22 protein-coding genes are annotated in these 25,152 nt (G+C 38.4%); all 22 read right to left on the reverse strand.

The window, feature by feature from the left end:
• Positions 1-9 precede the first annotated feature (9 nt).
• Positions 10-729 (reverse strand): LptA/OstA family protein, encoded by a 720-nt coding sequence (locus tag VEIT17_RS06415; protein ID WP_178885324.1) that lies wholly within the window; start codon positions 727-729, stop codon positions 10-12.
• A 14-nt stretch (positions 730-743) separates the two neighbouring features.
• Positions 744-1,280: an LPS export ABC transporter periplasmic protein LptC gene (gene lptC / locus VEIT17_RS06420; RefSeq protein ID WP_024065922.1), complete on the reverse strand. Its 537-nt coding sequence runs from the start codon at positions 1,278-1,280 to the stop codon at positions 744-746.
• Positions 1,267-2,199, reverse strand: a complete 933-nt coding sequence (locus VEIT17_RS06425) for a lysophospholipid acyltransferase family protein (RefSeq protein WP_178885326.1) — start codon at positions 2,197-2,199, stop codon at positions 1,267-1,269. The genes lptC and VEIT17_RS06425 overlap by 14 nt, the downstream gene beginning before the upstream one ends.
• Before the next feature lie 14 nt (positions 2,200-2,213).
• On the reverse strand, positions 2,214-2,735 hold the full coding sequence (locus VEIT17_RS06430; protein WP_178885329.1) for a KdsC family phosphatase: 522 nt from the start codon (positions 2,733-2,735) through the stop codon (positions 2,214-2,216).
• The gene (locus VEIT17_RS06435) at positions 2,735-3,706 is read right to left on the reverse strand and encodes a KpsF/GutQ family sugar-phosphate isomerase (protein ID WP_060924938.1); all 972 of its coding nucleotides are present in this window, start codon (positions 3,704-3,706) and stop codon (positions 2,735-2,737) included. The genes VEIT17_RS06430 and VEIT17_RS06435 overlap by 1 nt, the downstream gene beginning before the upstream one ends.
• 11 nt (positions 3,707-3,717) lie before the next feature.
• Complete coding sequence (gene kdsA, locus VEIT17_RS06440) at positions 3,718-4,536, reverse strand: 3-deoxy-8-phosphooctulonate synthase (RefSeq protein WP_024065882.1); 819 nt, start codon at positions 4,534-4,536, stop codon at positions 3,718-3,720.
• On the reverse strand, positions 4,537-5,268 hold the full coding sequence (kdsB, locus tag VEIT17_RS06445) for a 3-deoxy-manno-octulosonate cytidylyltransferase (RefSeq protein WP_178885330.1): 732 nt from the start codon (positions 5,266-5,268) through the stop codon (positions 4,537-4,539).
• A gap of 44 nt (positions 5,269-5,312) precedes the next feature.
• Positions 5,313-6,425 (reverse strand): tetraacyldisaccharide 4'-kinase, encoded by a 1,113-nt coding sequence (gene lpxK / locus VEIT17_RS06450; protein ID WP_060924940.1) that lies wholly within the window; start codon positions 6,423-6,425, stop codon positions 5,313-5,315.
• 56 nt (positions 6,426-6,481) lie between these two features.
• Positions 6,482-7,786, reverse strand: coding sequence for a 3-deoxy-D-manno-octulosonic acid transferase (locus VEIT17_RS06455; protein ID WP_172703443.1), 1,305 nt, complete (start codon positions 7,784-7,786; stop codon positions 6,482-6,484).
• Between the two features lie 2 nt (positions 7,787-7,788).
• Positions 7,789-9,519: an ABC transporter ATP-binding protein gene (locus VEIT17_RS06460; protein WP_060924942.1), complete on the reverse strand. Its 1,731-nt coding sequence runs from the start codon at positions 9,517-9,519 to the stop codon at positions 7,789-7,791.
• Positions 9,512-10,654 (reverse strand): lipid-A-disaccharide synthase, encoded by a 1,143-nt coding sequence (lpxB, locus tag VEIT17_RS06465; RefSeq protein ID WP_060924943.1) that lies wholly within the window; start codon positions 10,652-10,654, stop codon positions 9,512-9,514. The genes VEIT17_RS06460 and lpxB overlap by 8 nt, the downstream gene beginning before the upstream one ends.
• Positions 10,654-11,490: an LpxI family protein gene (locus VEIT17_RS06470; protein WP_172703441.1), complete on the reverse strand. Its 837-nt coding sequence runs from the start codon at positions 11,488-11,490 to the stop codon at positions 10,654-10,656. The genes lpxB and VEIT17_RS06470 overlap by 1 nt, the downstream gene beginning before the upstream one ends.
• A gap of 367 nt (positions 11,491-11,857) precedes the next feature.
• A complete protein-coding gene (gene lpxA / locus VEIT17_RS06475) occupies positions 11,858-12,670 on the reverse strand; it encodes an acyl-ACP--UDP-N-acetylglucosamine O-acyltransferase (RefSeq protein ID WP_178885332.1) in 813 nt (270 codons plus the stop codon).
• A gap of 19 nt (positions 12,671-12,689) precedes the next feature.
• Positions 12,690-13,115, reverse strand: a complete 426-nt coding sequence (gene fabZ / locus VEIT17_RS06480; RefSeq protein WP_004695477.1) for a 3-hydroxyacyl-ACP dehydratase FabZ — start codon at positions 13,113-13,115, stop codon at positions 12,690-12,692.
• Positions 13,112-13,951: a UDP-3-O-acyl-N-acetylglucosamine deacetylase gene (gene lpxC, locus VEIT17_RS06485; protein WP_172703440.1), complete on the reverse strand. Its 840-nt coding sequence runs from the start codon at positions 13,949-13,951 to the stop codon at positions 13,112-13,114. The genes fabZ and lpxC overlap by 4 nt, the downstream gene beginning before the upstream one ends.
• Before the next feature lie 262 nt (positions 13,952-14,213).
• Positions 14,214-15,116: a lysophospholipid acyltransferase family protein gene (locus tag VEIT17_RS06490; RefSeq protein ID WP_178885334.1), complete on the reverse strand. Its 903-nt coding sequence runs from the start codon at positions 15,114-15,116 to the stop codon at positions 14,214-14,216.
• Between the two features lie 6 nt (positions 15,117-15,122).
• Positions 15,123-16,154, reverse strand: a complete 1,032-nt coding sequence (gene lpxD, locus VEIT17_RS06495; protein WP_178885336.1) for a UDP-3-O-(3-hydroxymyristoyl)glucosamine N-acyltransferase — start codon at positions 16,152-16,154, stop codon at positions 15,123-15,125.
• Between the two features lie 31 nt (positions 16,155-16,185).
• Entirely contained in the window at positions 16,186-16,716 is a 531-nt protein-coding gene (locus tag VEIT17_RS06500) for an OmpH/Skp family outer membrane protein (protein WP_060924947.1), read from the reverse strand.
• An 11-nt stretch (positions 16,717-16,727) separates the two neighbouring features.
• A complete protein-coding gene (locus VEIT17_RS06505) occupies positions 16,728-17,699 on the reverse strand; it encodes a coiled-coil domain-containing protein (protein WP_129823844.1) in 972 nt (323 codons plus the stop codon).
• A 29-nt stretch (positions 17,700-17,728) separates the two neighbouring features.
• Complete coding sequence (locus VEIT17_RS06510; RefSeq protein ID WP_060924949.1) at positions 17,729-18,217, reverse strand: OmpH/Skp family outer membrane protein; 489 nt, start codon at positions 18,215-18,217, stop codon at positions 17,729-17,731.
• Between the two features lie 107 nt (positions 18,218-18,324).
• Positions 18,325-20,511, reverse strand: coding sequence for a BamA/OMP85 family outer membrane protein (locus VEIT17_RS06515; protein ID WP_178885338.1), 2,187 nt, complete (start codon positions 20,509-20,511; stop codon positions 18,325-18,327).
• A 177-nt stretch (positions 20,512-20,688) separates the two neighbouring features.
• Positions 20,689-24,975, reverse strand: a complete 4,287-nt coding sequence (locus VEIT17_RS06520; RefSeq protein WP_178885341.1) for a translocation/assembly module TamB domain-containing protein — start codon at positions 24,973-24,975, stop codon at positions 20,689-20,691.
• Between the last annotated feature and the right edge of the window lie 177 nt (positions 24,976-25,152).

Consider the following 25,152-nt stretch of genomic DNA (forward strand, 5'->3'; position numbering starts at 1 on the left):
ATTTAATCCTTATTGATTTGGAACAATGATGAGTGTACTACGACCACCCAATGTTTCAGCAGAATCATCAGCTAAACGAATTTTAAGCTCTGGCGCATTGAGCACATTACCATTTTGAACAGCATGAGCAGATCCAGATAAAAGTACAACTCCATCATTTTGATTAGGTGTTTGCGTATAGGTAGCACGCTCTGCAGAGCCAGATACATTTCGTTCTGGATTAGAGAATGTCACATCCCCTTGTGCTACTGCACGAATTTCTTTTAGCCAACCTTCAACTTGATTACCTGTCAAAGTAGTACCTTCTGCAATCAAACGAGCATTGCCAGATACAAGACCATACTCTGTATCTGTATTATATTCAACTTTATCACCGAAAATTTGACGATCGCTACGTTGTAAATGAACTCCGCCATTAGCAGTGAATTTATTATTATTGTAACTGTGCACTGATTCTGCAGACATAGCCATATCAGAACCAATCATAGATACGCCGCCATCTAGATTTGCTTCCTGAGTTTTTGTATTATACCATCCATTGGCACCAGTCATCGTTTTATCAGCTTGAGTAATTACCACATTACCGTTTGCATTAGCAATTCCCGTATTGCCATCATAAGATAATGTATCTGCGCTAATAGTCAAAGGATCATTTGCAGCCCAAGCTGTAACAGATGCTGTCATAAGCATAGCCAAAATAGCCATACCAATCTGTTTTTTCTTATTCATTATATTTCCTCGCATTACTTCTTCGTTAACTTTGCATTACCAATAGCTTTGATTTTCTTCAAGGACATATTGCCTTCAAGTTTATCACCAGTTAATGTTATATCTTTACCGTTATAGGTAAAGGCAGATTTAGATGTCAACGTTTTCGTCTTATTATCAAAGTGAAGTGCATCAGTTTTAAACTCAGCTCCATCAGTATTTGTGGCTGTAACACCTTGATCAATATCAAGGGAGTTGCGATCACCGGTCAATACAGCATGAGGTGCTGTGATTGTTGTAGTTACATCATCTTGATAGAAAAGACCTTTTAAATTAGTCAGCACAATAGCTTTTGTACGTGGATCATATTCAATCTTTTCAGCTGATAATGCCCATACTAGCTTGCCATCTTTTTCCTCTTGTAAATCGGCTCCTTGGAAGTTAACCAGTTGTCCATTCTGATTTTGAGTGGTACCAACATCACCAGAGTCTTTCATAATATATACGATAAGACCAATCAGAGCCAACACTATGGCGGCCACTATGGCAATTAATTTTTTATTGTTTTTCATGTGCCCTCTCCCGTGCAGCTATCTTCTTATCATAATCAATAATTTGATCCATCTTAGTCATCCAGCGATGTTGGAACCATAGCCACTCATCTGGATGCTCACGAATAAAGTCTTCTGTAACACGTACACATTCCTCAGTTAGACGATACATATCTGCATCTTCATCACCTGTATCTATATAATGTAAGGCTGGTAGAATGTGAACAATATGACCACCTTCTGGTTTTCGAGATGCAAAAATTGGAACTACTGGAGATCCAAATTTTCTTGCAAACGTAGCCGGACCAATAACTGCGGAGGAATCTTGGCCTAAAAATGGAACAGGTAAACCATGTATATAGCCATCTTGGTCAGCTAAAAAACCAAGTAATTTCTTCTTTTTTAATGCTTTAGCAGCAGAAACGATTTCATTGCCACCACTAGCAAACACATCAAGGCCCACCATCTCACGATATTCATTCATGAGACGTGTAAATTGAGCATTAGGTTGTTTCTTAACAATAGTAGTTGATGGATAACCATGAGCCGCCATAGCAGCCCCCATCCATTCCCAGTTGCCAACATGTCCAGTAAGAACAATTACACCTTTATCTTCAGCGATAGCTTTTTCTAAATGTTCTACGCCTCTCATTTCAATATGTTTATTGATAAAATACTTTGTCAGGTTTGGCATATACAAGACTTCCATAACACTACGGCCAAGATTTTTGAACAACTTTTCAATTAATTGTTCTGCCTCTTGATCATTCATGTTCATGCCAATCTTTATGTTTTTTATACCTCTAAGTTTTTGCTTCTTCGCTATGAGACCATATACTGGTCCTAAACTAGCGCCTATGAGCAAAATGAGCTTATATGGCAGTCGGCAAACGAGCCAGCTAATGCCTTTAACTAAATGGTATTGCCATTCGTTATTCATTCTGCCCACCTCCTTTATTGTCCATGAGCATGGGCCTCTCGTGCATAGTCTGCTACAACAGTTTCCCATAGACCTTGATTTTTCAAGATATATTCTACAGCCTCTCTAACGGCACCATGGCCTCCATTAACAGTAGATATAAATTTAGCTAATTCTTTAACCTCTGGTACCGCATTGTTTGGTGCCATTGGTAAACCTACGATTTGGAGTGCCCCTAAATCATTTAGGTCATCCCCCATGTAAGCAATCTCTTCTAAATTGATTTGATACTCTTTACAAAGGGTTCTTAATGCTTCTGTCTTATTGGCATGCCCCATAAGCAATGCATCAAAATGAAGCTCCTTAGCACGTCGCTCAACCATAGGAGATATCCGTGCTGTGATGATGGCAAGCTTAAGTCCTACTTTTCGAGCTGCCGTTAATCCTAGTCCATCTTTTACAGAGAAAGACTTAAGCTCTTCCCCACTTGATGTATAGATTAGAGTACCATCAGATAGCACGCCATCAACATCAAGAACAATCCATTGAATATTCATTATACAATGCCTCTACGCAATAAATCCGTAATATGAACAATGCCTAGACATTTATTATCTGTATCTACAACTGGTAACACCGTAATAGGGCGTGGTTGATTTTTCTCCATTAAATGAAGAGCTTCAGCCGCTAATTTGTCCTTTGTAATCGTACGAGGCATAGAGGTCATCATATCCTCTACAGGCCATTCTAGGAAATTACTGCCAGAATCTAATCCGCGGCGCACATCACCATCGGTAACAAGGCCTAATAAGTGACCTTCTTCATCAATAACATTAGTAGCACCTAAACCTTTTTCGGTCATTACAAAGAGTGCATCTCGCACTGTTGCACCTTTAAATACCGTAGGATTATCTTCACCACCATGCATAATATTTTCTACGGTCAACAATAATTTGCGACCAAGAGAACCACCTGGATGGAATACAGCAAAGTTTTCAGGTGTAAAGTGATGTCGTTCTAATAAGCATACTGCTAAGGCATCACCTAATGCTAAAGCAACCGTAGTACTTGTAGTTGGCGCTAAGCCCAATGGACAAGCTTCACGTTCTACTTCAGCGAGCAATACAATATCAGAATTCTTAGCTAATGTAGATTCTGGTTTACCTACAACACAAATTAATTTTGCACCTATGCGACGTAAGGATGGTAAGATACTGATGATTTCGCCTGTTTCACCACTATTGGAAAAAGCTAATACTACATCATCTTCTGTAATCATACCAAGATCGCCATGCACACCTTCACCAGGATGCATGAAAAGTGCTGGTGTACCAGTACTAGCCAAGGTAGCCGCAATTTTGCGACCAATATGACCAGATTTTCCCATACCAGTACAAACTACACGGCCCTTACAAGCCAAAATCATATTTACAGCATTTACAAAATTGTGATCCAAACGAGAACTTAATTCCTCAATAGCACGTGCTTCCTCATGAAGTACCTGTGCTGCTTGTTCTAAAATAGTCACAAATACCGCCCCTAACCTTTTACGATTTTATCAATAGCTACTAAATCTCGTAGCAAAGCTTCAAAATTATCTAAGTATAACATGTTTGGACCATCGGATAAGGCTTCCTCTGGATTATCATGTACTTCAAAGAATAGACCATCTACACCACTTGCAACAGCGGCACGAGCCAAATTTGGTACAAATTCGCGATTACCACTAGATTTAGTACCTGCGCCACCAGGTAATTGAACGCTATGTGTAGCATCGAATACTACTGGATAATCGAAAGAACGCATAATTGGGAAAGATCTCATATCTACAACGAGATTATTATAGCCAAAGCTAAATCCACGCTCTGTAAGCATAAGATTTTCATTGCCTGTTTCTTTCATTTTATTTAAGACATTTTCCATATCTTTAGGTGCCATAAATTGACCTTTTTTCACATTTACGCATTTGCCAGTTTTAGCTGCACCATATACAAGGTCTGTTTGACGACATAAGAAAGCTGGAATTTGTAAAACATCCAATACTTCTGCAGCCGGTTCGATTTGTTCAATGGAGTGAATATCACTTACAACTGGTACATTGAGTTCTTTTTTTATAGAAGCAAGGATTTTTAGACCTTCCTCAAGACCTGGTCCACGGAAAGAACCGTAGCTAGAACGGTTAGCCTTATCGAAAGAAGCTTTAAAGATATATGGAACTCCTAAGCGTTCACAAATTTCTTTTGCTCGTTTGCCAATAGCCAATGTACGGTCATAATCTTCAATAACACAAGGTCCAGCAAGGACAAAAAGACCTTTACCGCCACCGACTGTAATATCTTTAATTTGAACTGTTTTCATTTATTTCTCCTCTTGCTCGTAAATTGCATTTACACGAGCTAAGTCTTCCGGTGTATCAACACCGATAAATCGTTTATCTGTAAGAATAACACGAATAGTATAGCCATTTTCAAGAGCGCGCAATTGCTCTAACGATTCGGTTTGCTCCGCTGGTGTTGGTTCCATCTTTGCATAGTTTAATAAGAAATATCTACGATATGCATAGATGCCAATATGTTTTAACGGCGCACGTACAAAATCACGACGTGGATACGGAATTAAGGATCTAGAAAAATACATCGCATCATTGCGATTATTTAAAATAACCTTTACAGCTGATGGTTCAGCGTATTCATCCTCCAATAAAGGAGTGGCTACAGTTGCCATTTGTAAGTTTGGATCTTCTTCAAAAAGTTGGGCCAATTCATCAATAAGTTTTGGCTCAATCATAGGCTCATCACCTTGAACATTAATAATGACATCTAAGTCTGTATAATGATTAGCAACCTCGGCTAATCGATCAGTTCCTGTAGGGTGATTAGGGTCTGTCATCATAACAGAACCTCCAAAGTTTTGAACTGCAGAATATACACGTTCATCATCTGTAGCAACAATAGTACACTCAGTTTTTGTCGCTTGTGACACTCTTGCATAAACACGTTCAATCATTGGTTTACCTGCTATATCCGCTAATGGTTTTCCTGGTAATCTTGTAGAACCATAACGAGCAGGAATAACGCATCCAAACTTCACAATAATCCCCCATTTCTGTTATTCGTGTATCTAATTATTATACACTAAATCTCTAAATTTTCTATGAATTCTTGTTTTTCAGAGATGAATTCAATCCCAATAGATAGCACTAGAATCGGCATTTTCAAGTCTTCAATTGCATGCAATTGACTCAACTTCACCGCATCCTTCTCCGTGATACAAATAGCATCTGCTTGATGAGCAAATGCCTCTTTCCAAATATCTACAACATCATCATTTTCGAAATTATGATGATCACCAAATGGCATTGTATGGACCACATTATATCCGATATCGGTCAATGTTTGTGTAAAGGATTGAGGGTTCCCAATACCACTAACCGCCATGATTCGATGCTTTTGATATGTATCGACTGGAGAACCATTTTCTCCGTTGGCCCACTCATCTAATGTATACATACATTGAGGCTTGTGGATTGTTTCATATACAGGTGTATTGGGAAGCATATGAGCTAAACGCTTACGGATACCTGAAACAACACCTGGTGCCACTTGATCCACCTTGGTAAGAACAATAATACTAGCTCTCTGTAACCCACTAAGCGGTTCTCGTAATAAACCACGGGGTAATACATGGTCATAACCAAATGGGTTAGAAGCATCAATAAGAACGATATCAATATCTCGAGCTAATGCGCGATGTTGAAAGCCATCATCCATAACTAAACAATCTGCACCGAGCTCATTTATAGCAATTTCTGCAGATTTAGCCCGTTCACGACCGATGATCACATTAGACTTTTGTAATACTTTGGCTAACAACCAAGCTTCATCACCACTAATAAATGGCTCTACCAACATAGCACCATCTTTAGAAATAATTATATTTTTCTTATTGTCCTCAGCCCGATAGCCACGACTTAGCACAGTAGGATGGAGTCCTTTTTGTGTGAGTACATCACATATAAATCTCACCATTGGGGTTTTACCTGTACCACCAGCAGTAATATTCCCAACACTGATAACCGGAACGGTAACTTTAGTAACCCCGTTTCCCGCATCAAATCGAGCGTTTCGTATTGATACAGCCTTTTCGTAACCTTTACTTAGAAAGCCCAAGCTGGAACGAGCTATATCACCTAATATGGATTGATTCTCACCACTAACGATGGATTTAAATAATGCTTCCCCACTCATAGGTGACTCCTCCTATTATGTAACATCATAGATGAATCTAATAAATTATATCTAGCTTATGGAATAATATGGTGTTTTTCAAATAACTGACGTAACTCTTGTGTATTGCGTTGTGTAGCACCGCGATTTTCACGAATAATATCAAGACAGTTTTGCCCCATTTCCGTTGATAAATCCTTATCCTTACATAATCGCAATACCATATCAGTTAATTCTTTACCATTCTTCACCTGCTCACAAGCATGACGAGAATGTAATAAAGCGAAAATCTCTTTGAAATTAAACATATATGGTCCTACAAGAATTGGTTTACCATGTGCTGCCGGTTCGAGAATATTATGGCCCCCAGTTTTCACAAGAGAACCACCAACAAAAATAATATCCCCTAAGCTATATAAACGACCGAGTTCGCCAATAGTATCCAAAACAACTACAGGTATTCCTTCATGAACTGGCTCTGTCATATCACTACGACAAATAGCATTTAATTCATAACGCTTCGCTAGATTTTGAACATCATGACCGCGATATATCTCACGAGGCGCAATTAGTAAACGAGCTTGAGGGTATTCTTGTAATACTTGTTTAAAGGTCTCAAATATTGTTTCTTCCTCACCCTTATGTGTACTACCAGCAATAATTATAGGATGATTATTACCAAAGCCAAACTCTTCAAGAAGAGATTGTTTTTCTTCGTTTGATACAGTAGCGTACGTTTGGTCGTACTTCATATTCCCTGTTACAGTAATATCTGGTGTATGAGCTCCTAACACTTCAATATGTGCTGCATCAAACTTAGATTGCATACAAAAACGTTCAATAGAACGCAACATTTCTTTTGTGAACGCACTAATATATTTATAGCGTTTCATACTACGATCAGAAATCCGCCCATTAACCATCATAACAGGAATATCTTCTGATTGCGCAATGCGCAAGAAATTTGGCCAAATTTCTGTTTCTACAAGTAAGATAGTAATAGGTTTAATAATATGCAAAATCTTACGTGTCAAATAAGGCAAATCAAGAGGGAAGAAAATAATACCTTCTGCCTCCGGAATAATGCGATGTGCCATTGCATGACCTGTAGCAGTTACGACAGATACGACCACAACGGCTTCAGGAAATTCCTTTTTTACCTCTTTTACTAACGGACTAGTAGCTACAATTTCCCCTACAGAAGCAGCATGAATCCAAATAGCACGACGTCCTTCAATTTTCTTTAGTAATGAGGCTGGCATATAGCCTGCACTCTGTTTGATACGCTCATAAAATCCATCTTCAAAGGCGAGACGGTATAAAATAACCGGAATCAAGCCAATCCAATAAAATATGAGCAATACATTATATATCCAGTACATGGTTATCCTTTGTTGGAGAATTGAACGGAATAGAGATGATTGTACAATCCGCCATTAACAGCTAATAGCTCTTGGTGAGTCCCCTGCTCTACCAAGTGGCCTTGATTAAGTACAACAATTTGATGAGCATTTTGAACTGTGCTCAATCGATGGGCAATAACAAATGCAGTACGCCCTTTCATGAGGCGATCTAGTGCCTCTTGTACAAGTTTTTCACTCTCTGTATCTAATGCAGATGTGGCTTCATCCAAGATTAGAATACGAGGATCTTTTAAAATAGCACGTGCAATGGCTACCCGTTGACGTTGACCGCCAGATAAGGAGCTGCCTCGCTCACCTACAACTGTATCGAGACCATCAGGCATCTTTTCTACGAACTCAAGAACATTAGCAGCCTTAGCAGCTTCATATACCTCTTCATCAGTAGCATCTAATCGACCATACAAGATATTCTCTTTAATTGTGGCATTAAATAATACTGTTTCTTGTGGTACAAGTCCGATTTGCTCACGTAATGATTTAAATGTAACATCTTTTACATTATAACCATCAATGGTAAGAGCGCCACCCGTTACATCGTAGAAGCGAGGTAACAAGTTAGCAAGAGTCGTTTTACCTGCTCCAGATGGACCAACAAGGGCTACACTTTCACCAGCCTTAACAGACAACGTGAAGTTTTCAAGCGCCGTTTTTTCACCATCATAAGAGAAGGAAACATCTTTAAACTCTACATCGCCTTTAATAGATGGCAACGTAATAGCATCAGCTTTTTCTACAACATCAGTTTTAGTATCTAAGATTTCAAATACACGATCAGCTGCTGCTAAGGCTTTTTGAATGTTACCATACACTTGGCTCAAGCGTTTTACCGGGTTGGACAAATTAATGGCATAAATCAAGAAAGCAATCAAAGAGCCTGCTGTAATAGTTCCTGTTACTACAGAATAGCCACCATACCAAAGAATGACTGCCACTGCAATAGCCGCAGAAAACTCAACCATTGGACTTAGTAAACTAGTCAACTTAGTAGCTTTAATAACAGCTTTAAAGTTGCGATCATTTTCATCTTCAAAACGCTTGCGTTCAAAATCTTCACGGGCGAAGGATTTCACAACACGAATTGCACTAATAACCTCTTGTAAAAGGGCTGTAATGTCAGCCACACGACCTTGTACATCATGACCTGCGACGCGAAGCTTTTTACCAAATACATTGATAATGACCAACACTACAGGAACCGTAATAAAGGTAACGAGTGTCAATTTCCAATCAATGAGAAGCATAGACACGAGAGAACCTATCAGTGTTACAGATTCTGTAATAAAGGAAATTAAGTTATCCACTACAGCAGACTGAAGCGCAGCAACGTCATTTGTAAGATTACTCATGATAACGCCTGTTTTACGGCGGTCAAAATAAGATAAACTTAATTTTTGCAAGTGATTAAAAATAGCCTCACGGACATCGATGATGACACGTTGTCCAATGTAGGACATATTATAGGTTTGACCATAGGTAGCAAAGCCACGAATTAAGAATATAAGAATGATAGCCCCTACAATGAGGTTCAACATAAACATATTCTTTTCATCTAATACTTGGTCTACTACATTTTTAATTAACCAAGGAACTACCAAGTAGGCTGCAGCTGCAACAATCATGCAAAATACTGCAAAGATCATGCGCTTATAATAAGGCTTTACAAAATATAAGAGCCTAGAGTAACTATTCATTACATTTCTCCTTACCGAGATTATATACTAATTCCGCTACACGCTTTACGGCGCCTGGTTCACCTAATTTATGATGTACTTCACGCAATTCACTGCGCATAGCTTTATTTTTCTCAACATCAGTTAGAAGAGGTTCCACTAAAGATACAATAGCCTGTGGTGTAACAGAATCTTGTAATAATTCAGGAATTACCTCTTTACCAGCCACAATATTAGGCAATCCTACATGTGATACATTTACTACCATTTTTCCAATACCATAAGTAATTGGGGAGACACGGTACAGTAACACTGTCGGTAATTCCATCATTGCTGTTTCCAACGTAGCAGTTCCTGATGCGGCAAGGCACACATCACAAATCTGCATCAAGTCATACGTATGGTCTTCTGTAATCGTAACAGGCACCTTATGGGCATCGATAAAGGTTTCCAGCTCACTGCGATCGATGGTATGTGCTCGAGGTAAGAAGAATTGAATATCTTCATGGTTTGCCATCAATTGCTCACCACTTTTTAACATCGTATCAAGCAATGATAAAACCTCTTGCTTGCGACTGCCAGGCATGAGTAAAACCTTTTTAGCCTCTTTACGGGCTCCAAAATATTCCTCAGCCTCATCTTTAGTCATTGTAGGATGTACGATATCCAATAAAGGATGCCCTACAAATTCTACATCGCATTTATATTTGCGATACGCTTCTGCTTCAAAAGGAAATATAGATGCTACCTTAGTGACATACTTGCGAATCGTATTGCCACGGCTACTATGCCATGCCCAAATTGTAGGCGCAATGTAATATAGAACAGGAATCCCTAATTCATGAGCTACGGCTGCCAGCTTCATATTAAATCCAGGATAGTCTACACATACGAGAATATCCGGTTTTTCCTTCATCATGACACGTTTTAAATAGGTGCGAAGTTTAAAGAATTTTGGTAAGGATTTGACAATCTCTACAATCCCTATAACACCTAAATTTTTAATATCGTATACGATGCGAACACCAGCGCGTTCCATCAAGGTGCCACCCATACCAAACATATCGACCGAAGGATCTATTTCTTTTAGTGCATTTGCAACGCTGGCCGCATGAGTATCACCGGATGCTTCTCCGGCGGAAAACATGACTTTCATTATGCATCCTTTCTGGAATTCACAAATTCTTGGTCTACAGCACAGATGACAATACCATGGCGATTAGCCATATCAAGTACGTCTTCTTGCTGAACAAAAATAGTCTTTTCTGCTTCAACAGCTAACACTTTACAGCCACTGTCAATCATAGACATTAATGTTTTAATCCCCACAGCAGGTACATCAAAACGCACGTCTTGATTTGGCTTTTCTGTTTTAACTACAACTGCATCGCCACGACCTAACTCACCGCCACGCAAAATGCACTTATCAGTACCTTCAATAGCCTCGATAGCCATTGCCGCTTTGTGCTTAACAACAACAGTTTGTCCAATATCAAGACCACCCATTTGTTTTGCTAATTCAAAGCCAAAGCAAATATCCGCCCATTGCTCATCAGTTGGTTGTGCTTTTGAAAGCACCCCCACCTTTGGCATAAATGGTTTTAGATATACGGTTTGATCTAAAACTTTAAATCCTTCTCTTTCGATTTCATCAACGATGGCAAGCATAATCGTGTCATCCTTGCGATTTTTCAAACGTTTAAGCACGCCTAATGTTTTCAAGTCTGGGAAAGCAAGACCCTTAAAAAGAATTTCTTTAGTAACTTTGCCTAACATGGTTAACTCCACAACACCTTCATTTTTCAAGGTTTTGAAGATTTTACCTAGTTTAGCAACACTAATATCATAGAAAGCATCGGCCTCAGCCTTCAAAGCCGGGTCTACATCTGGAACCACGCCGATAACAACTACCTCGTGACCTAATACATGAGCGGCTCGCATGAATTCTACAGGTAAAACTCCAATGCCTGCAATCAATCCTACCTTTGCCAAGACTATACCTCCTAGATGACCTACGGCCTATATATCAATTAGTAATTACAAATTTACAATAAATAATGCCTCAAAAAAGACATAATCATATACAATATATTGTACTATAAATGGATACTTTTTACCATTAAAACACTATGTTTTATGCCTATTTCTTCATCATTTTAACAGAATTATTTTAATCCCAATTTTACAACTTAGGAACGTAAAATATATTCAGATGTTTTTATCAAAATATTTAATATTAATGAACTACTATTATAAAATTCTTATCCCATTAAAAGCCTAAATTTTATAAATCATATAAAAATATTAATATTTATAGATTACACAAAAAGACCTCGTACATTGTACGAGGTCTTTTGAATTAGTCGCGACGTGTACGCATAATACCACGATCGGCATTGCGTAAGAAGCGTAATAAATTTTCAATTTCTACAGAAGAATCAAGCTGCATTTCCATTTCTTCAATAGCCTTAGATAAACTAAAACCAGAACGATAGATAATACGGAATGCTTGTTTCAAATCTCGGCGTACTTCTTCTGAAATACCTGCACGAGATAAGCCAACAGAGTTAAGGCCGATAACACGCGCTGGTTGACCATCAGCAATAACGTATGGTGGAATATCTTGGACTACCTTAGCCATGCCACCAACCATAGCATTTCGACCAATCTTAACAAATTGATGAATACCTGCAAGGCCACCAATAACTACGCGATCTTCAACGATAGCGTGACCAGCTAAGCCTGCACAGTTACTCATAATTACATTATTGCCAACAATACAGTTATGAGCCACATGTGTACATGCTTGAAGCAAGCAGTTATTGCCTACACGTGTTTCTTCACCTTCGCCAGTAGCGCGGCTAATAGTGACAAATTCACGGATAACCGTTTCATCGCCAATATTACAATAGCTTTTTTCGCCTTTGAATTTTAAATCTTGCGGTTCCAACCCAATAGATGCGCTAGGATAAATCTCACAACGCTTACCAATGGTTGTCCAACCACCAATTACAACATGTGCACCGATTTGTGTACCATCGCCGATTTCGACATGTTCGCCGATTACAGCGCCAGGACCTACGATTACATCTTTGCCCAATTTAGCATTTGGATGGACTATGGCTGTACTATGGATGTTGGATTCTGCATTTTCCATGCCTACAACTATCACTACAATCACTCCTCAATCATTATACAAGGGCAAACATGTATTCACCGCTAGCGCACAATTTGTCGCCAACATAGGCACGGCCTTCAACCTTACCCATTTTACCTTTGATCTTTACAATATCAACTTCCATACGTACTTGATCACCAGGTTTTACAGGATGACGGAAACGAACTTTATCAATACCTGTAAACATAGGTGTAAGACCGCGGTTTTCTTCAGGATATAACAAAGCAATACCACCAACTTGTGCAATAGCCTCAGTCAATAACACGCCTGGCATTACTGGATTACCTGGGAAGTGACCTTGGAAGAACAATTCGTTGAATGTAGCATTTTTAATACCCACAGCGCGTTTCATAGGTTCTAACTCAACGATGCGATCTACCAAAAGCATAGGATAACGATGAGGTAAAATTTCTAAAATGTCTTCGTGATTAAGAATCATGGCTGTGTCTCCCTTATTTCTTCCATTATACTACGAGCCAATTTTGAGTTTAATTCATGACTCGATTTCATAGCAATTACATGACCTTCGATTCGTCCTAATAAGAATAAGTCGCCTACTACGTCTAATGCCTTATGACGAACTAATTCGTCATCAAAGCGAGGTATAGACAAACACTTCTCATCATCATAAACTAACGCATTATCTAAGGTACCACCTTTTGCAAGGCCCATAGCCTGTAATTGTTCTAATTCTTTCATAAATCCGATAGTTCTAGCAGCACTAATATGCTCTTTAAAGTATTCTGGTGAAACCTCAAAATCGCAATTTTGCGTACCAAGTAACGGATGACTGTTAACCGATGTAAATGTAATGCGATAGCCATCGTATGGCAAAATAACTACAAAACGATCACCATCATAAATAGCATGGGAGCGAGTTATTTTATATACATGACGTGGTGCTGTTTGTTCTTGAATGCCAGCCTCTTCTATAAGGCCTACAAAAATAGCACTACTACCATCACCTACAGCAGGTTCAGGAGAATCCATCTCGATATAACAGTTATCAATATTCATAGCACTGAACGCAGCCATAACATGTTCTACAGTGAAAACCTTTGCTTCACCATTTTCCAATGTAGTAGCGCGCATAGTGTTCGTCACATTATCAATGTGTGCTCGCACAGAAGGATGACCTTCAATGTCCGTGCGGATAAACACAATTCCTGTATTTTCAGGTGCAGGTTTAAAAACCATATTCACTGGTTCACCGCTATGAAGGCCAATCCCTTGATATGAAATAGCCTGTTTAATTGTTTGTTGTGGCTTACTCATAAGAAAGTCCTTTCATAATCTGAATTCACGTTTACTATACACCAATATGTATTATACCCTATTTGCATAGGTGATACAAGAAATTTACCATATATTCAATGATTTTGAAAGCATTTTTCACATAATTAACTTTATATAAATTTAATTATAGTTAGTACTTTATACACTGCAAAATAAAAAGAGACTTTACTATGCTTTATTCATGCGGCATCTAAATCGACACTGTACAAATATACATGTAAAATCTCTTTATATTTAATAATTAGTGATATACATCTGGCGGAGTTTCAATCTGCTCGCCATAGAAACGACGTGTCCACTTCCAACGGTTATGAAGCCAGAACCAATCTTCAGGATATCTTCTAATATAATCTTCAATAAACTCATTTAAAAGCGTTGTTGTTACCGCTATATCACGTTTTTTATCATCTGTACGCTCCACATAAATTGGTGGATGCACTTCAATCTCATGCTTCTCAGAAAATGGACTATAATGTATTGTCACAAAAATGATAGGTACATCTTGCATACGAGCCAGTACAGCTGGACCAGCAGCCGTCAATGTTTCATAACCAAAGAATGGTACAAGAACACCATCATCACCAGGATCCTGATCCATAATAAGGCCTAAAAAAGCACCTTTTTTTAGCTCATTGATCATTTCCCGCACACCAGTTTTATAAGTCACATGTTGGTGCATAATCCGACGATATTCATTGATGAACTTATCAGCATCACCATTCTGTTTCATGGCCACAGAAATCAACGGATACCCTTCCGAAGCAAGAACCCCCCCAAGGAGTTCCCAGTTGCCACTGTGAACAGCCGCCAAGATTGCGCCTCGACCATTTTCTAAAGCATCATCTAAGTACTCTTTGTTAATAAACTCTACCATATCTTTGTATGCACCATCCTTAATTTCAGGATAGCGTAATACATCAATAATCATACGACCAAAGCGTGTAGTACTAGCTTTCGCAATACGTCGAGCTTCCTTGGGGTCATCGGTAATATTACAGAATAGAATTTGGCCTATCGCTAGGCGCTTGCGTTTAGGCGGCACTGCTAGCCACGCAACTTCACCAAGCAATGTACCAATAGCATATTGCAAACCTTTAGGTAATAAGCAAATAAAGGCACTAAAGATTTTCATAAACCTATACATGGATTATTAGCTCTCCTTCAGCTGTGCTTTCAAAGCGTCAATTTCTTTTTGTAGTTGTTTTACTGTTTTAACCATATCCGGCAAACGGTTTTCATAAGCTGCCAATTTTAACCATTCTTTATGTGGTCTCATAGGATAGCCCGCCATAATAGAATTAGATGGTACATTACCTGTAATACCAGTCTTTCCAGCAAATTGTACATTATCTCCAATTGTGATATGTCCAGTACAACCAGTTTGGCCTGCAAAGATTACATGATTACCACATTTAGTACTACCTGCAATACCAACTTGAGCAATCAAGAAGCAATCTTCACCAATTTCCACATTGTGACCAAGGTGTACAAGGTTATCGATTTTTGTACCACGACGAACTAATGTAGATCCCATTGTAGCATTATCAATTGTTGTACAAGAGCCAACCTCAACATCATCTTCAAGAATAACATTTCCAACTTGTGGAATATGTGTATGTACGCCATTCTCTGTAGCAAAACCGAAGCCTTCGCCACCAATTACTGCTTTAGCACGCAATACAACGCGTTTACCTAAAATACAGTTTTCATGAACAATAGCGCCTGCATAAATATCAGAATCTTCGCCAATACGTACATTATGTCCAATATAAACATATGGGCGAATTGTTACATTATCTTCAATAACTGCATTATCATTAATAACACAATAAGCACCAATAGCAACATTTTTTCCAATTGTTACATTTTCGCCAATAATAGCAGTGCTATGCACTTCTCTAGGAACAACAACAGGTGGATGGAAGAGTTCTAACACTTGTGCAAATGCTGCTTTTGCATTATCAACTACAATTTGAGCCATCGGTGCATCTGTTACTTCAGATTCAACGATCACAGCACCCGCTTGGCATAATGCAATATGTTCAACATATTCACCTACTGCAAAAGTTATGGATTGTTTTACGGCTTGTTCAAAGCTACGTGTCTCAGTAATAACAATAGATGCATCGCCTATAACACGACCATCTACTAATGTTGCGAGTTCCTGTAAAGTTTTTTCCAAGGTAAACTCCTCCCCCTGTAATAATCCTTAATTATTGTGCACTTTCCTCAGTATTAACTGCTGTAGTTTGACCTGCTTGTTGAGCATTTTGTTGTGCATCTTGTTGTTCTTGTGCTTTAGCCGCATTTTCAGCTTCTTTAATTTGGTCATCAGAAGCTTTGCCCATCTTCGCAATTAAATCATCAGTCACATCAGAACCACCACCAACAACAGCACCTTTTTCAATAACAACATCAAGTTTTTTCTCTTTTACAAGTTCACCAACTTTTTGTTCTTGATATTGACGATATTCTTGTGCTTTTGCATTGGCAAAGGCGTTTAACTCTTGATTAGCTTGATTAAATACATTTTGTTTAGATGCTTCATCAGCGGCTGCAATTTTAGCATCCAACTCAGCTTTCTTAGCATTGATTTCTTTAGTGATTTCAATACCTTTTTCAGTGCTGTTTGCTACTTTCACGCTATCAACATAACCAATATTATTAGAACCACAACCACCTAAAACAGCCATAGAAGCCACTAAGGATGCACCTAATACTAAAGATTTAATACGTTTATTCATAATATAACTCCTTATTGAACTCGATAGGACGCTTTTACAGCATCAGTAATATCAAGCCCCTTAATATTACCACCATCATCGATGATGACTAAATCTAAATGTTGTTCCTCTGCAATAATTGCTACACGCATACGAACATCTTCTAAAATGGCCTCATGAAGTGCACTTACTTCAGCTTCTTTATCTGAAAGCTTTTTAGCCCAAGAATCATTCCAGTCCTGTGCAATAGGTAAGTTATTATTAGCAATAATAGATTGTGCTTGTTGTTGTACCATAGTATCCCGTTTTGCAGCCAACTCCTTTTGTAAAGATGCTGCATATTGGTTAAGCTCTTCTTGCCCTTTTTGTTGCATAGGAGCAAGTTCTGCTTGCACTTTAGCCTTAATAGAGTCCACATCTAGATTAGATGGTTTTCTCTTAGCTAATAACTCCTTCAATCGTTCCTCTTTCTTAGCCTTCTCTGCCATAGCTGCTTCTCTTTGTGCATCATCAATGTATACACGAGCATCATAAGCATAAAGATCTAACTGTAGATTAACGATTTCTAAATCATATTCATTAGAGCTAACTTTTAACTCAGCCAAATATTTTTGCGTAAGTTCGTTTCGTTTTGCATTTAATTGCTGATTCAATTCATTTTCTTTTGTTGCAATACGAGTTTGCAATTCCACCGTAAGAGCATCTGACAAGGTTGAATCTAATGCAAGAGATTTCAACTGTTCCTCTTGTGTCTCTGACTTGGCATTTAGAGCTTGTTGTTCAAGTTCATACTGACGTTGTAAAAGGTCCAATTCATTTTTAGCTTGTTTATAATCCTCATAAGAAGGATTAAACTCTAATACATCATCAATACGTACAACACCTATTGATACCCCATCAGGACTCTGCTGACGATTCGTCACAAATCCATAGGCCCAAACCATAGCACATAATGCAACAACGAGAAATATGGCAAATCCGATATATCGTTTTTTCCCGTTCATTGTCGTTCTCCCTTACATAGAACTACAGTTTATTTTTTCGCATCATTAGCTAATTTTTTCAATACTTGATCTGTAATATCTACACCACCATATAATACAGTGTCTTTAGTCATTACAACGCTAAGACCTTTTGCATCACCCACAGCTTTTGCTGCTTCCATCGCCTTATCTTGAACGGATTTAGCAATTTCTTGATCTTTTTTTGCCAAGTTTTGACGTGCTTCTTCAGCTAATTTTTGTTTAGTCGCATCATCTTGTGCTGCATCAATTTTTGCTTGTGTTTCTTGTTGTAATTGGCTTTGATAGCTCATATATTCTTGAGCTGCAGAGATATAAATTGGATTATCTTGAGACATCATACGAGATGTATCGATAACACCAATTGTGCTGTTACCACTACTACCAGTTGGCGTAGCCATTTGAGTATATGCCAATGCACCAATACCGATAATAAAAATAGCAGCAATGACGATGGAGAAAATTTTCACATTCGCCTTGTTGTTCATCATTCGCATCATAATAGAGTGCCCTCATTTCTTTAAATTACTACATCAATGGATGCCATATAGAGATATTGGTGAAAGCCTCTTTAAAAAAGAGGCCTCCACCATATACATTTACTATATTAGAATTGTGTGCCGAAGCTGAAGTGGAATTTATTTTTATGTTTACCCACGCCATAATCAAGTTTAACTGGACCAATAGGTGTAGTAATACGAACACCAGCACCAACGCCATAGTTGAATGTTTTCTTGCTGTTGTACCATGTAACATTTGGTGCATCCCATGCATCACCGATATCAGTGAACAATACGCCACTAACCTTTTTAACGATTGGGAAACGGAATTCCAATGTAGCATTGTACATATACTTACCGCGGAATTGATCATCTTCGTAACCACGTAAGGAATCAGCACCACCCAATGTAAATAATTGGCTATAAGGTGCATCACCTTGGATAAAACCACCACGTGCGCGGAATGCCAATACATTCTTAGCACCTAGTTTTTTATACATACGTGCTTCAGCTGTGAATTTGTAGAAGTCAAAGTCACCGCCTAAGCCATGACCAGCCCATTGTGCTGTATAGGAAATACGACGACCACGTGTTGGATCATAGATATTGTCACGGGAATCATATACTTTTTGCCATGTAATGGAGTTAATGCGGCCGAAGTTGTTACCAATATAGTTCTCAGCCTTAAAGTTATGGCTACCATTTGGATTATGATTATCCGGACCAGTACCCGCACCATTCTTATCATAACGGAAACCATTTTCAGAGTTTTCATCAGGATCGAATTTATAAGTATCCTTCCTGGATTCTAATGTTAAGTAATCACGAGTATATTCCCCAGTTTGACGACCGAAGGAAATGTTGAAACCACGGGATTTCTTGTTATATTCAGCTACTTCATTACCATCTTCGTTATAATCTGTGTATTCATCTTCACGGTTGAAGAAGGAGAATCCAAGGGATGTACCTTTGCTATCGATCCAAGGTTTCAAGTAAGAAATTTGGTAGTTTTTGTATTTTTTCTTACCACCGATTTCCCAGTGAACTTTGAATTTATCACCAGTACCGCGGAAGTTATCTTCACCAAATTCAATGATACCCATCAAACCATCAGATTTGGAGTAACCAGCACCTAATGTAATAGTACCTGTTTTATGTTCCAAAACATCGATTTCAATGATTACATTATTAGGATCTTGGTCACCAGGCAACATACGAACATTTACATCATCAAAGAAGCCTAAGTTGTATACGCGTTCCACAGAACGACGTACCAAGAATTTATTGAAAGGTTTACCTTTCTTTTGAACGAATTCACGGGTAATAACCTTATTGCGTGTTTTCTTGTTACCAGCAGGAATGATATCCTCTACAATGCCTTCTACGATATGTACATGAAGCACACCTTGATCATCTACGCGAATACCGTCAACGTGGGCCAACATGTATCCATCACGAGCATATGCTGCATTAATACCTTGAACTTTCTGGCCTACATATACGGAGTTAAGAACTTGACCTGGTTGTAAATCCATAAATTTAGTCAATACTTCAGAAGTATAAACTGTATTACCTTCGAAAGATACACCAGTAGTAATTGGATTTACTGTAACCGCAAAGTCCAATTTAACACCTTCAGGTACAGATGTGAATACAGGATTTACTTCAGAGAAGTATCCAGTGTTACCAAGGTTAGTTACGTCTTTGAATACACCATCAACAGATACAGCATCGCCGATTTTTTCTGACAAAATAGGCAATAGTTGTGCTTGTTGTTCAGCTGTTACACCCGAAATAGATAAACCAGTAATCAATTTACCTACATATGGGTTAATAGACTCAGCATTAGCAGCTGTAACATATTGAGCCTCTACAGTTGTAACAGCTTGAGTTTGTCCATTTTCAGCAGCCTTGTCAAGGTCAGTACCACCAGTAGTTTTAGATACCATTTTTACTTGTTTGTCATCTGTTTTTAAAGCAGCATTATTAACTGTAATAGTTCCGTCAGAACCTTTAACTACAGTACCATCGCTAGATACAGTTGTATCACCACGAGCCGCTAAGATAGCTGCATCAGTTTCATCTTGTGTTGTTGTAGGTGTAGCTGCATCAGCATTGTAAACTGCTTGTGTAGTAGTAGCATCATTAGTTGTAGCTGCACTAGTTGTTGTTGTGTTATTTAAATCTGGAGTATAGCCAGCTTGTACCTCTGCAGCAAATACACTGCCTGTTCCCATGACAGCAGTCAACACAGATGCTGCAAGCATACTTTTATAGGCTTTTGGTTTAAACATAAATTCCTCCTAGAACTCATCCCCATAAAAAGTTTACATCTTGTTTTATAAAGACTAATAAATCTTTATTATTATAGCATAAAATACTGGGAATGAGTACTATATTAAATAAATTTTATGAAATTAATATGACTAGAATGTGCATATCCATGGGATTTACACACTCTAGCCATAAACTTAGAAGCTTCGTGTCCAACGACCACCGATATAATTGTTTCCTTGCGATGTGCGCCATGCAGTAAACTTGAGGTTTCGTTTAACAGAATACTCTATACCATATTTTTTTTGCTTGTTATTTATACCTTGAGAATAGGTCAACATAACTTTCGGTAATACATACTTACCAATTTCAATATTATAGTTACCCGCGGTTTCCTTATTCGTCGGCTCATCAGGATCAATGGAACCTGTAGTAATATTAATACGATCCAAGCCTAATGTATTTTGCAATGCATCTTGAACATAGCCAAAGGCAAACATTTGTAACCCTGCTGTAGCAACAGCATTTACATCATCATTTGTCAATGTACTGCTATTTGAATCTGCCCCACGGCCAAAGGTCAACATAGAAATAATTTGCTTTCTAGATAGACTAGGATTAGACGACAAGGTTAAATCCATATGGTCTACAGTACCTTTTACACCAAGCATAATATTATAGTTACTTACATTAGTTTCTGCCTCTAATTGTAAGTTTGGCAAATAGGAGCCACCCACGAAGTGTGCATTCCCCTTCGTAATATTAAATACATGACTTAAGTATTTAAAGGTACCAGATTTAACATCAAACTGGCCACTAGCTGTTGGATTTTGTAACGTTCCACCAAAGTGAACATCACCACCAATGAACATATTATACAAAGTACGATCATATAGGCGTACACCCTTGCCAGCATGGACGGTAACGTCTACCCCCATATTGGTACTACTTTCACTAGATTGTAAGGAAAGCGGAATCTTGAATTGGATATTTTCCAAGTCCAAATTACCTATCAATGTAGGTAACCCATCACGTTCAGCAATATAAAGTTCCCCATTCAATGGGCCCCTAATATATTCACTACGAATATCGAGCCCATCAAGTTGAACAGCAGCCTTATAATTTGTAAGCTCATGACCAGACCAATTTACTTTAGCAGTTAAACCGGCTGAACCTTTCCCCATATTAATACGGGATTGGAAATCACCTTGCTGTCCTGAGAAGATTAAGTCTCCATCAATCCCTGTAATTTCACTATCTACATTAGCCAGCTTCATAGTGCCATTACGTACAGAAACCGTACCATATGCTTCTGGTTGATCTATAGTACCAGTAAGTCTGATTACCCCTTTTAACGGACCGGTTGCATCCTTAACACTAGTAGTAACAAGAGGAATAACAGCCATATCAGCTTCGTTAAAATCGATAGTTACGTCCATAGATTTAGCATTACTAGCTTCTATGTAACCAGAGGTATAAAGTGCAGCCAATGGAATCTTGCCATAAATGCTAAGCTTATAGCCCCCTTTTGCACCTTGAATACGCTGAATCTGAATAACATGATCTTGCATAGTAGCCAACACAAATCCTTCATCAATGCCAATTCCATTGAAAGAGCCAGATTCTACCGCACCAGAGAGTTCAACCTTAGGGTTTTTAGTTTTTCCCGTAACATTCACAACACCAGTTACCCAACCTGTAGCTTGAATATCCTTACCCACAAGTGGTAAGAATGGTACTATGTCAACATCTTTTAAAGCGACTTGTAAGTCAGCTTCGCCATCTAGATCCAATGTACCGCCCATGGCAATAAGCCCTTCATCAACAGGTAGTTTTAAGGTAGTAATTTTAAACTTTCGATTAGCTAAGCTAGCATCAATCGTTGCATCACCAACAACCTTGTCATCAATACTAACTTCATTAATTTTACCGTCAACAGTAACACTTGGATTATCCTTTGTGCCACCAATTTCAACAGAACCGTTTAATTTACCATCAAGATGCTCATTTTTACGATCTAACAGTGCTAATAGATTCTTGACACTACCATTAGTAACATCTAAAACACCAAATAGCTGTTTACTATCGTCGAGCTTCATGCCGCCTTTAGCAACATAACGACCACCATTTGATTCAGCAAAAGAAAAGTCTTGTACATTTACAACGGATTTATCTGCATAGACATGACCATGTAGATCTGTCAACAATTGGCCATTGATGGATAAAGCATCAGATAAAACATATCCATTAAACTGAGGATTATCCATAGACCCTGTTATAATACCACGGCCATCTAATAAACCATCTACCTTATAGTCAGTATTGATGAGCAGTCTGCCCATATCAATTTTTTTACCTTCGAAATCAATATTAATAGCATCTTTTGATACTGTGCCGCCACCAGTAATAGTTGCACCATAACCTTCGATATCAAAGCGATATAATTCTAATGTTTCATTTTTATAGTTGTATTTGGCAAAAGCATTAGTAATAAGCTTACCATAGGCAGACCCATCCCATAAATGAGCTCGCCCTTCTACAATTGGACTAGCCGCAGTCCCTGTTATATGGTTGTCAGTTTCAAACCATCCTGTAATAGGAATATCTGTTACAGGGCGAATTAAATTTTCAATACGTACAGCACGAGCTTTAGCATTTAAATCTAGCGCATCAGTATTGATATTATACCAACCTGTAATATCATAACCACCACTACCATCACCAATATGACCATTGGTAATTGTTAGAACATGATTGTCTAAAGTAATATCGCTATGAATATCATTAAAATGGGCACCCTTATAAAGAACCTCTTGTCCCCATACAGTACCAGTTACATTAGGGTTATCTAAAGCCCCTTTTACATTAATAGACGTGCTGACTGTGCCAGCTACATCTTCACCTATGATTGGACTAAGTGATGTCAACGGCATGGCATTACCAGAAACTGTGGCATCCACTTGACCATTTTGAATAGAACCATATCCACTAAAGGAGCCAGTACCCATCTTACCAACCATAGTTATGTTGGTAAGATTATCACTATGGGTCAAATCCGCTTTTACAGAATCAATAACTACACCGCGTACACCAATCTGATGACCTTGTACAGCCCCTACAAAATCAGTAACTTGATTATTCTTACCCAAAACGTGGATTTCTCCATCAATGGTTCCCGTAATAGGCATAGTCATATCTTGTGTGAAAGTATCCAACGATAAGGCATGAACATTAGCAACGGCGTCAAAATCACCTGTATCTACGACGTATTGACCTTTAACTTTAGCATTACCAGCACCAATAGACAATTGGGCATCATCGATACGAACCAATCCATTATCGTATACTACATTTCCTTGCACTCGGTCCACATGGTACCCTTTATAAGAAATACCATTACTACCTATTGTCGCATCTACGCGAGGCGCTACAGTAGTACCACCAATATGTGCACGACCACCAACAATACCAGTAACCCCCAAATCGGTAATGGCTTCAAGATTCACCTTATCCGCTACAACATTAAGATTGAGATATTCTTCATCCTTCCCTAATGTAATGAGACCATTAAGCTTTGCTGCTTGATCATTAATACGCCAAGAACTATGGCTAATGACAATTTGGTCGTGATTTAACATAATACGACCTTCCCCATCAGTAATAGTATAGGTCGTATTTCCGCGTTTATAAGTACCGCTTAATCCTTTGAACCCTACATTGCCACTCATAACATATTGGCCATCTTCACTTTTAATATTGAGATGTAAATCTTGTAACTTCCCCTCCGATACAACTAAATCCTTACGTAACGGAACAAAGCTCATAATGCCAGTCGTATCAATTTCATTGGCTTGTACAAACACATCAAAATTAGACACATCATCCATGTCTATATTGCCATTTACAAGAACAGAGGAACCATCTATATCAGCCGTAAAAGCCCCTTTAGACATACCACTCATATTAAGTGCAACAGTACCATCAAGCTTTTCAACATTTCGTTTTATTCCATCTTTAGTACGTAACGCTACATGACCATTATTTATGGTAATATCACCATCAAAACTGCCAGACTTATTTGGATTAGATGGTTTTACCAACTTTTCTACACTCCAAGATCCATCGACCAATTGCCATATATGGAGATCAGGAGACTCCACGGTAACACTAGATATAGCCGTTGCCCCTGATGTATTACCACCAATTATGCTTGGCAATGCAGATAGTTTAACCCCCACTGCTACATCTTGTGCAGTACCTACTAAGTGTCCATCTCGATCTTTAATCACCACATCGGATAGAACTACATCGCCATTCCAATTGATACGAAGAGAATCATAGTCCACAGATCCGTTTATGGCATTATTTACTTGTTCTTTAACCATAGGAGCCACATAGGTCCGAGCTATAGGATTGATGCTAGCACCAACACCACATAATCCTAAAATTGCAGCCCCTATGAGACACCACTTTTTACGGGTCATAATGATCTCCCATACACATTATGAATAATATAAATATATATACTATATATTACCACAGACAAAGTAATAACTATAGTGTTTTAGGGGTAAATTTTATAAAACTAATATAATTTCACACTAATCAATTTCTGCTATAAGTACACTGCTAATACAATTGCTCTAATATAAGTACATTGA

Origin of the sequence: Veillonella nakazawae (assembly GCF_013393365.1) — a bacterium.
Taxonomy (GTDB): Bacteria; Bacillota; Negativicutes; order Veillonellales; family Veillonellaceae; genus Veillonella; species Veillonella nakazawae.

Excerpts from the sequence above, each read along its gene's own strand:
- VEIT17_RS06515 (WP_178885338.1), bottom strand. The coding sequence starts at position 20,511 with ATGTTTAAACCAAAAGCCTATAAAAGTATGCTTGCAGCATCTGTGTTG.
- lpxC (WP_172703440.1), bottom strand. The coding sequence starts at position 13,951 with ATGAGTAAGCCACAACAAACAATTAAACAGGCTATTTCATATCAAGGG.
- VEIT17_RS06455 (WP_172703443.1), bottom strand. The coding sequence starts at position 7,786 with ATGTACTGGATATATAATGTATTGCTCATATTTTATTGGATTGGCTTG.
- lpxB (WP_060924943.1), bottom strand. The coding sequence starts at position 10,654 with ATGAAAGTCATGTTTTCCGCCGGAGAAGCATCCGGTGATACTCATGCG.
- fabZ (WP_004695477.1), bottom strand. The coding sequence starts at position 13,115 with ATGATTCTTAATCACGAAGACATTTTAGAAATTTTACCTCATCGTTAT.
- kdsA (WP_024065882.1), bottom strand. The coding sequence starts at position 4,536 with ATGAAAACAGTTCAAATTAAAGATATTACAGTCGGTGGCGGTAAAGGT.
- VEIT17_RS06520 (WP_178885341.1), bottom strand. The coding sequence starts at position 24,975 with ATGACCCGTAAAAAGTGGTGTCTCATAGGGGCTGCAATTTTAGGATTA.
- lpxK (WP_060924940.1), bottom strand. The coding sequence starts at position 6,425 with ATGAGTGGGGAAGCATTATTTAAATCCATCGTTAGTGGTGAGAATCAA.
- VEIT17_RS06415 (WP_178885324.1), bottom strand. The coding sequence starts at position 729 with ATGAATAAGAAAAAACAGATTGGTATGGCTATTTTGGCTATGCTTATG.
- VEIT17_RS06500 (WP_060924947.1), bottom strand. The coding sequence starts at position 16,716 with ATGAATAAACGTATTAAATCTTTAGTATTAGGTGCATCCTTAGTGGCT.
- VEIT17_RS06505 (WP_129823844.1), bottom strand. The coding sequence starts at position 17,699 with ATGAACGGGAAAAAACGATATATCGGATTTGCCATATTTCTCGTTGTT.
- lptC (WP_024065922.1), bottom strand. The coding sequence starts at position 1,280 with ATGAAAAACAATAAAAAATTAATTGCCATAGTGGCCGCCATAGTGTTG.
- VEIT17_RS06430 (WP_178885329.1), bottom strand. The coding sequence starts at position 2,735 with ATGAATATTCAATGGATTGTTCTTGATGTTGATGGCGTGCTATCTGAT.
- VEIT17_RS06460 (WP_060924942.1), bottom strand. The coding sequence starts at position 9,519 with ATGAATAGTTACTCTAGGCTCTTATATTTTGTAAAGCCTTATTATAAG.
- VEIT17_RS06510 (WP_060924949.1), bottom strand. The coding sequence starts at position 18,217 with ATGATGCGAATGATGAACAACAAGGCGAATGTGAAAATTTTCTCCATC.
- VEIT17_RS06425 (WP_178885326.1), bottom strand. The coding sequence starts at position 2,199 with ATGAATAACGAATGGCAATACCATTTAGTTAAAGGCATTAGCTGGCTC.
- VEIT17_RS06490 (WP_178885334.1), bottom strand. The coding sequence starts at position 15,116 with ATGTATAGGTTTATGAAAATCTTTAGTGCCTTTATTTGCTTATTACCT.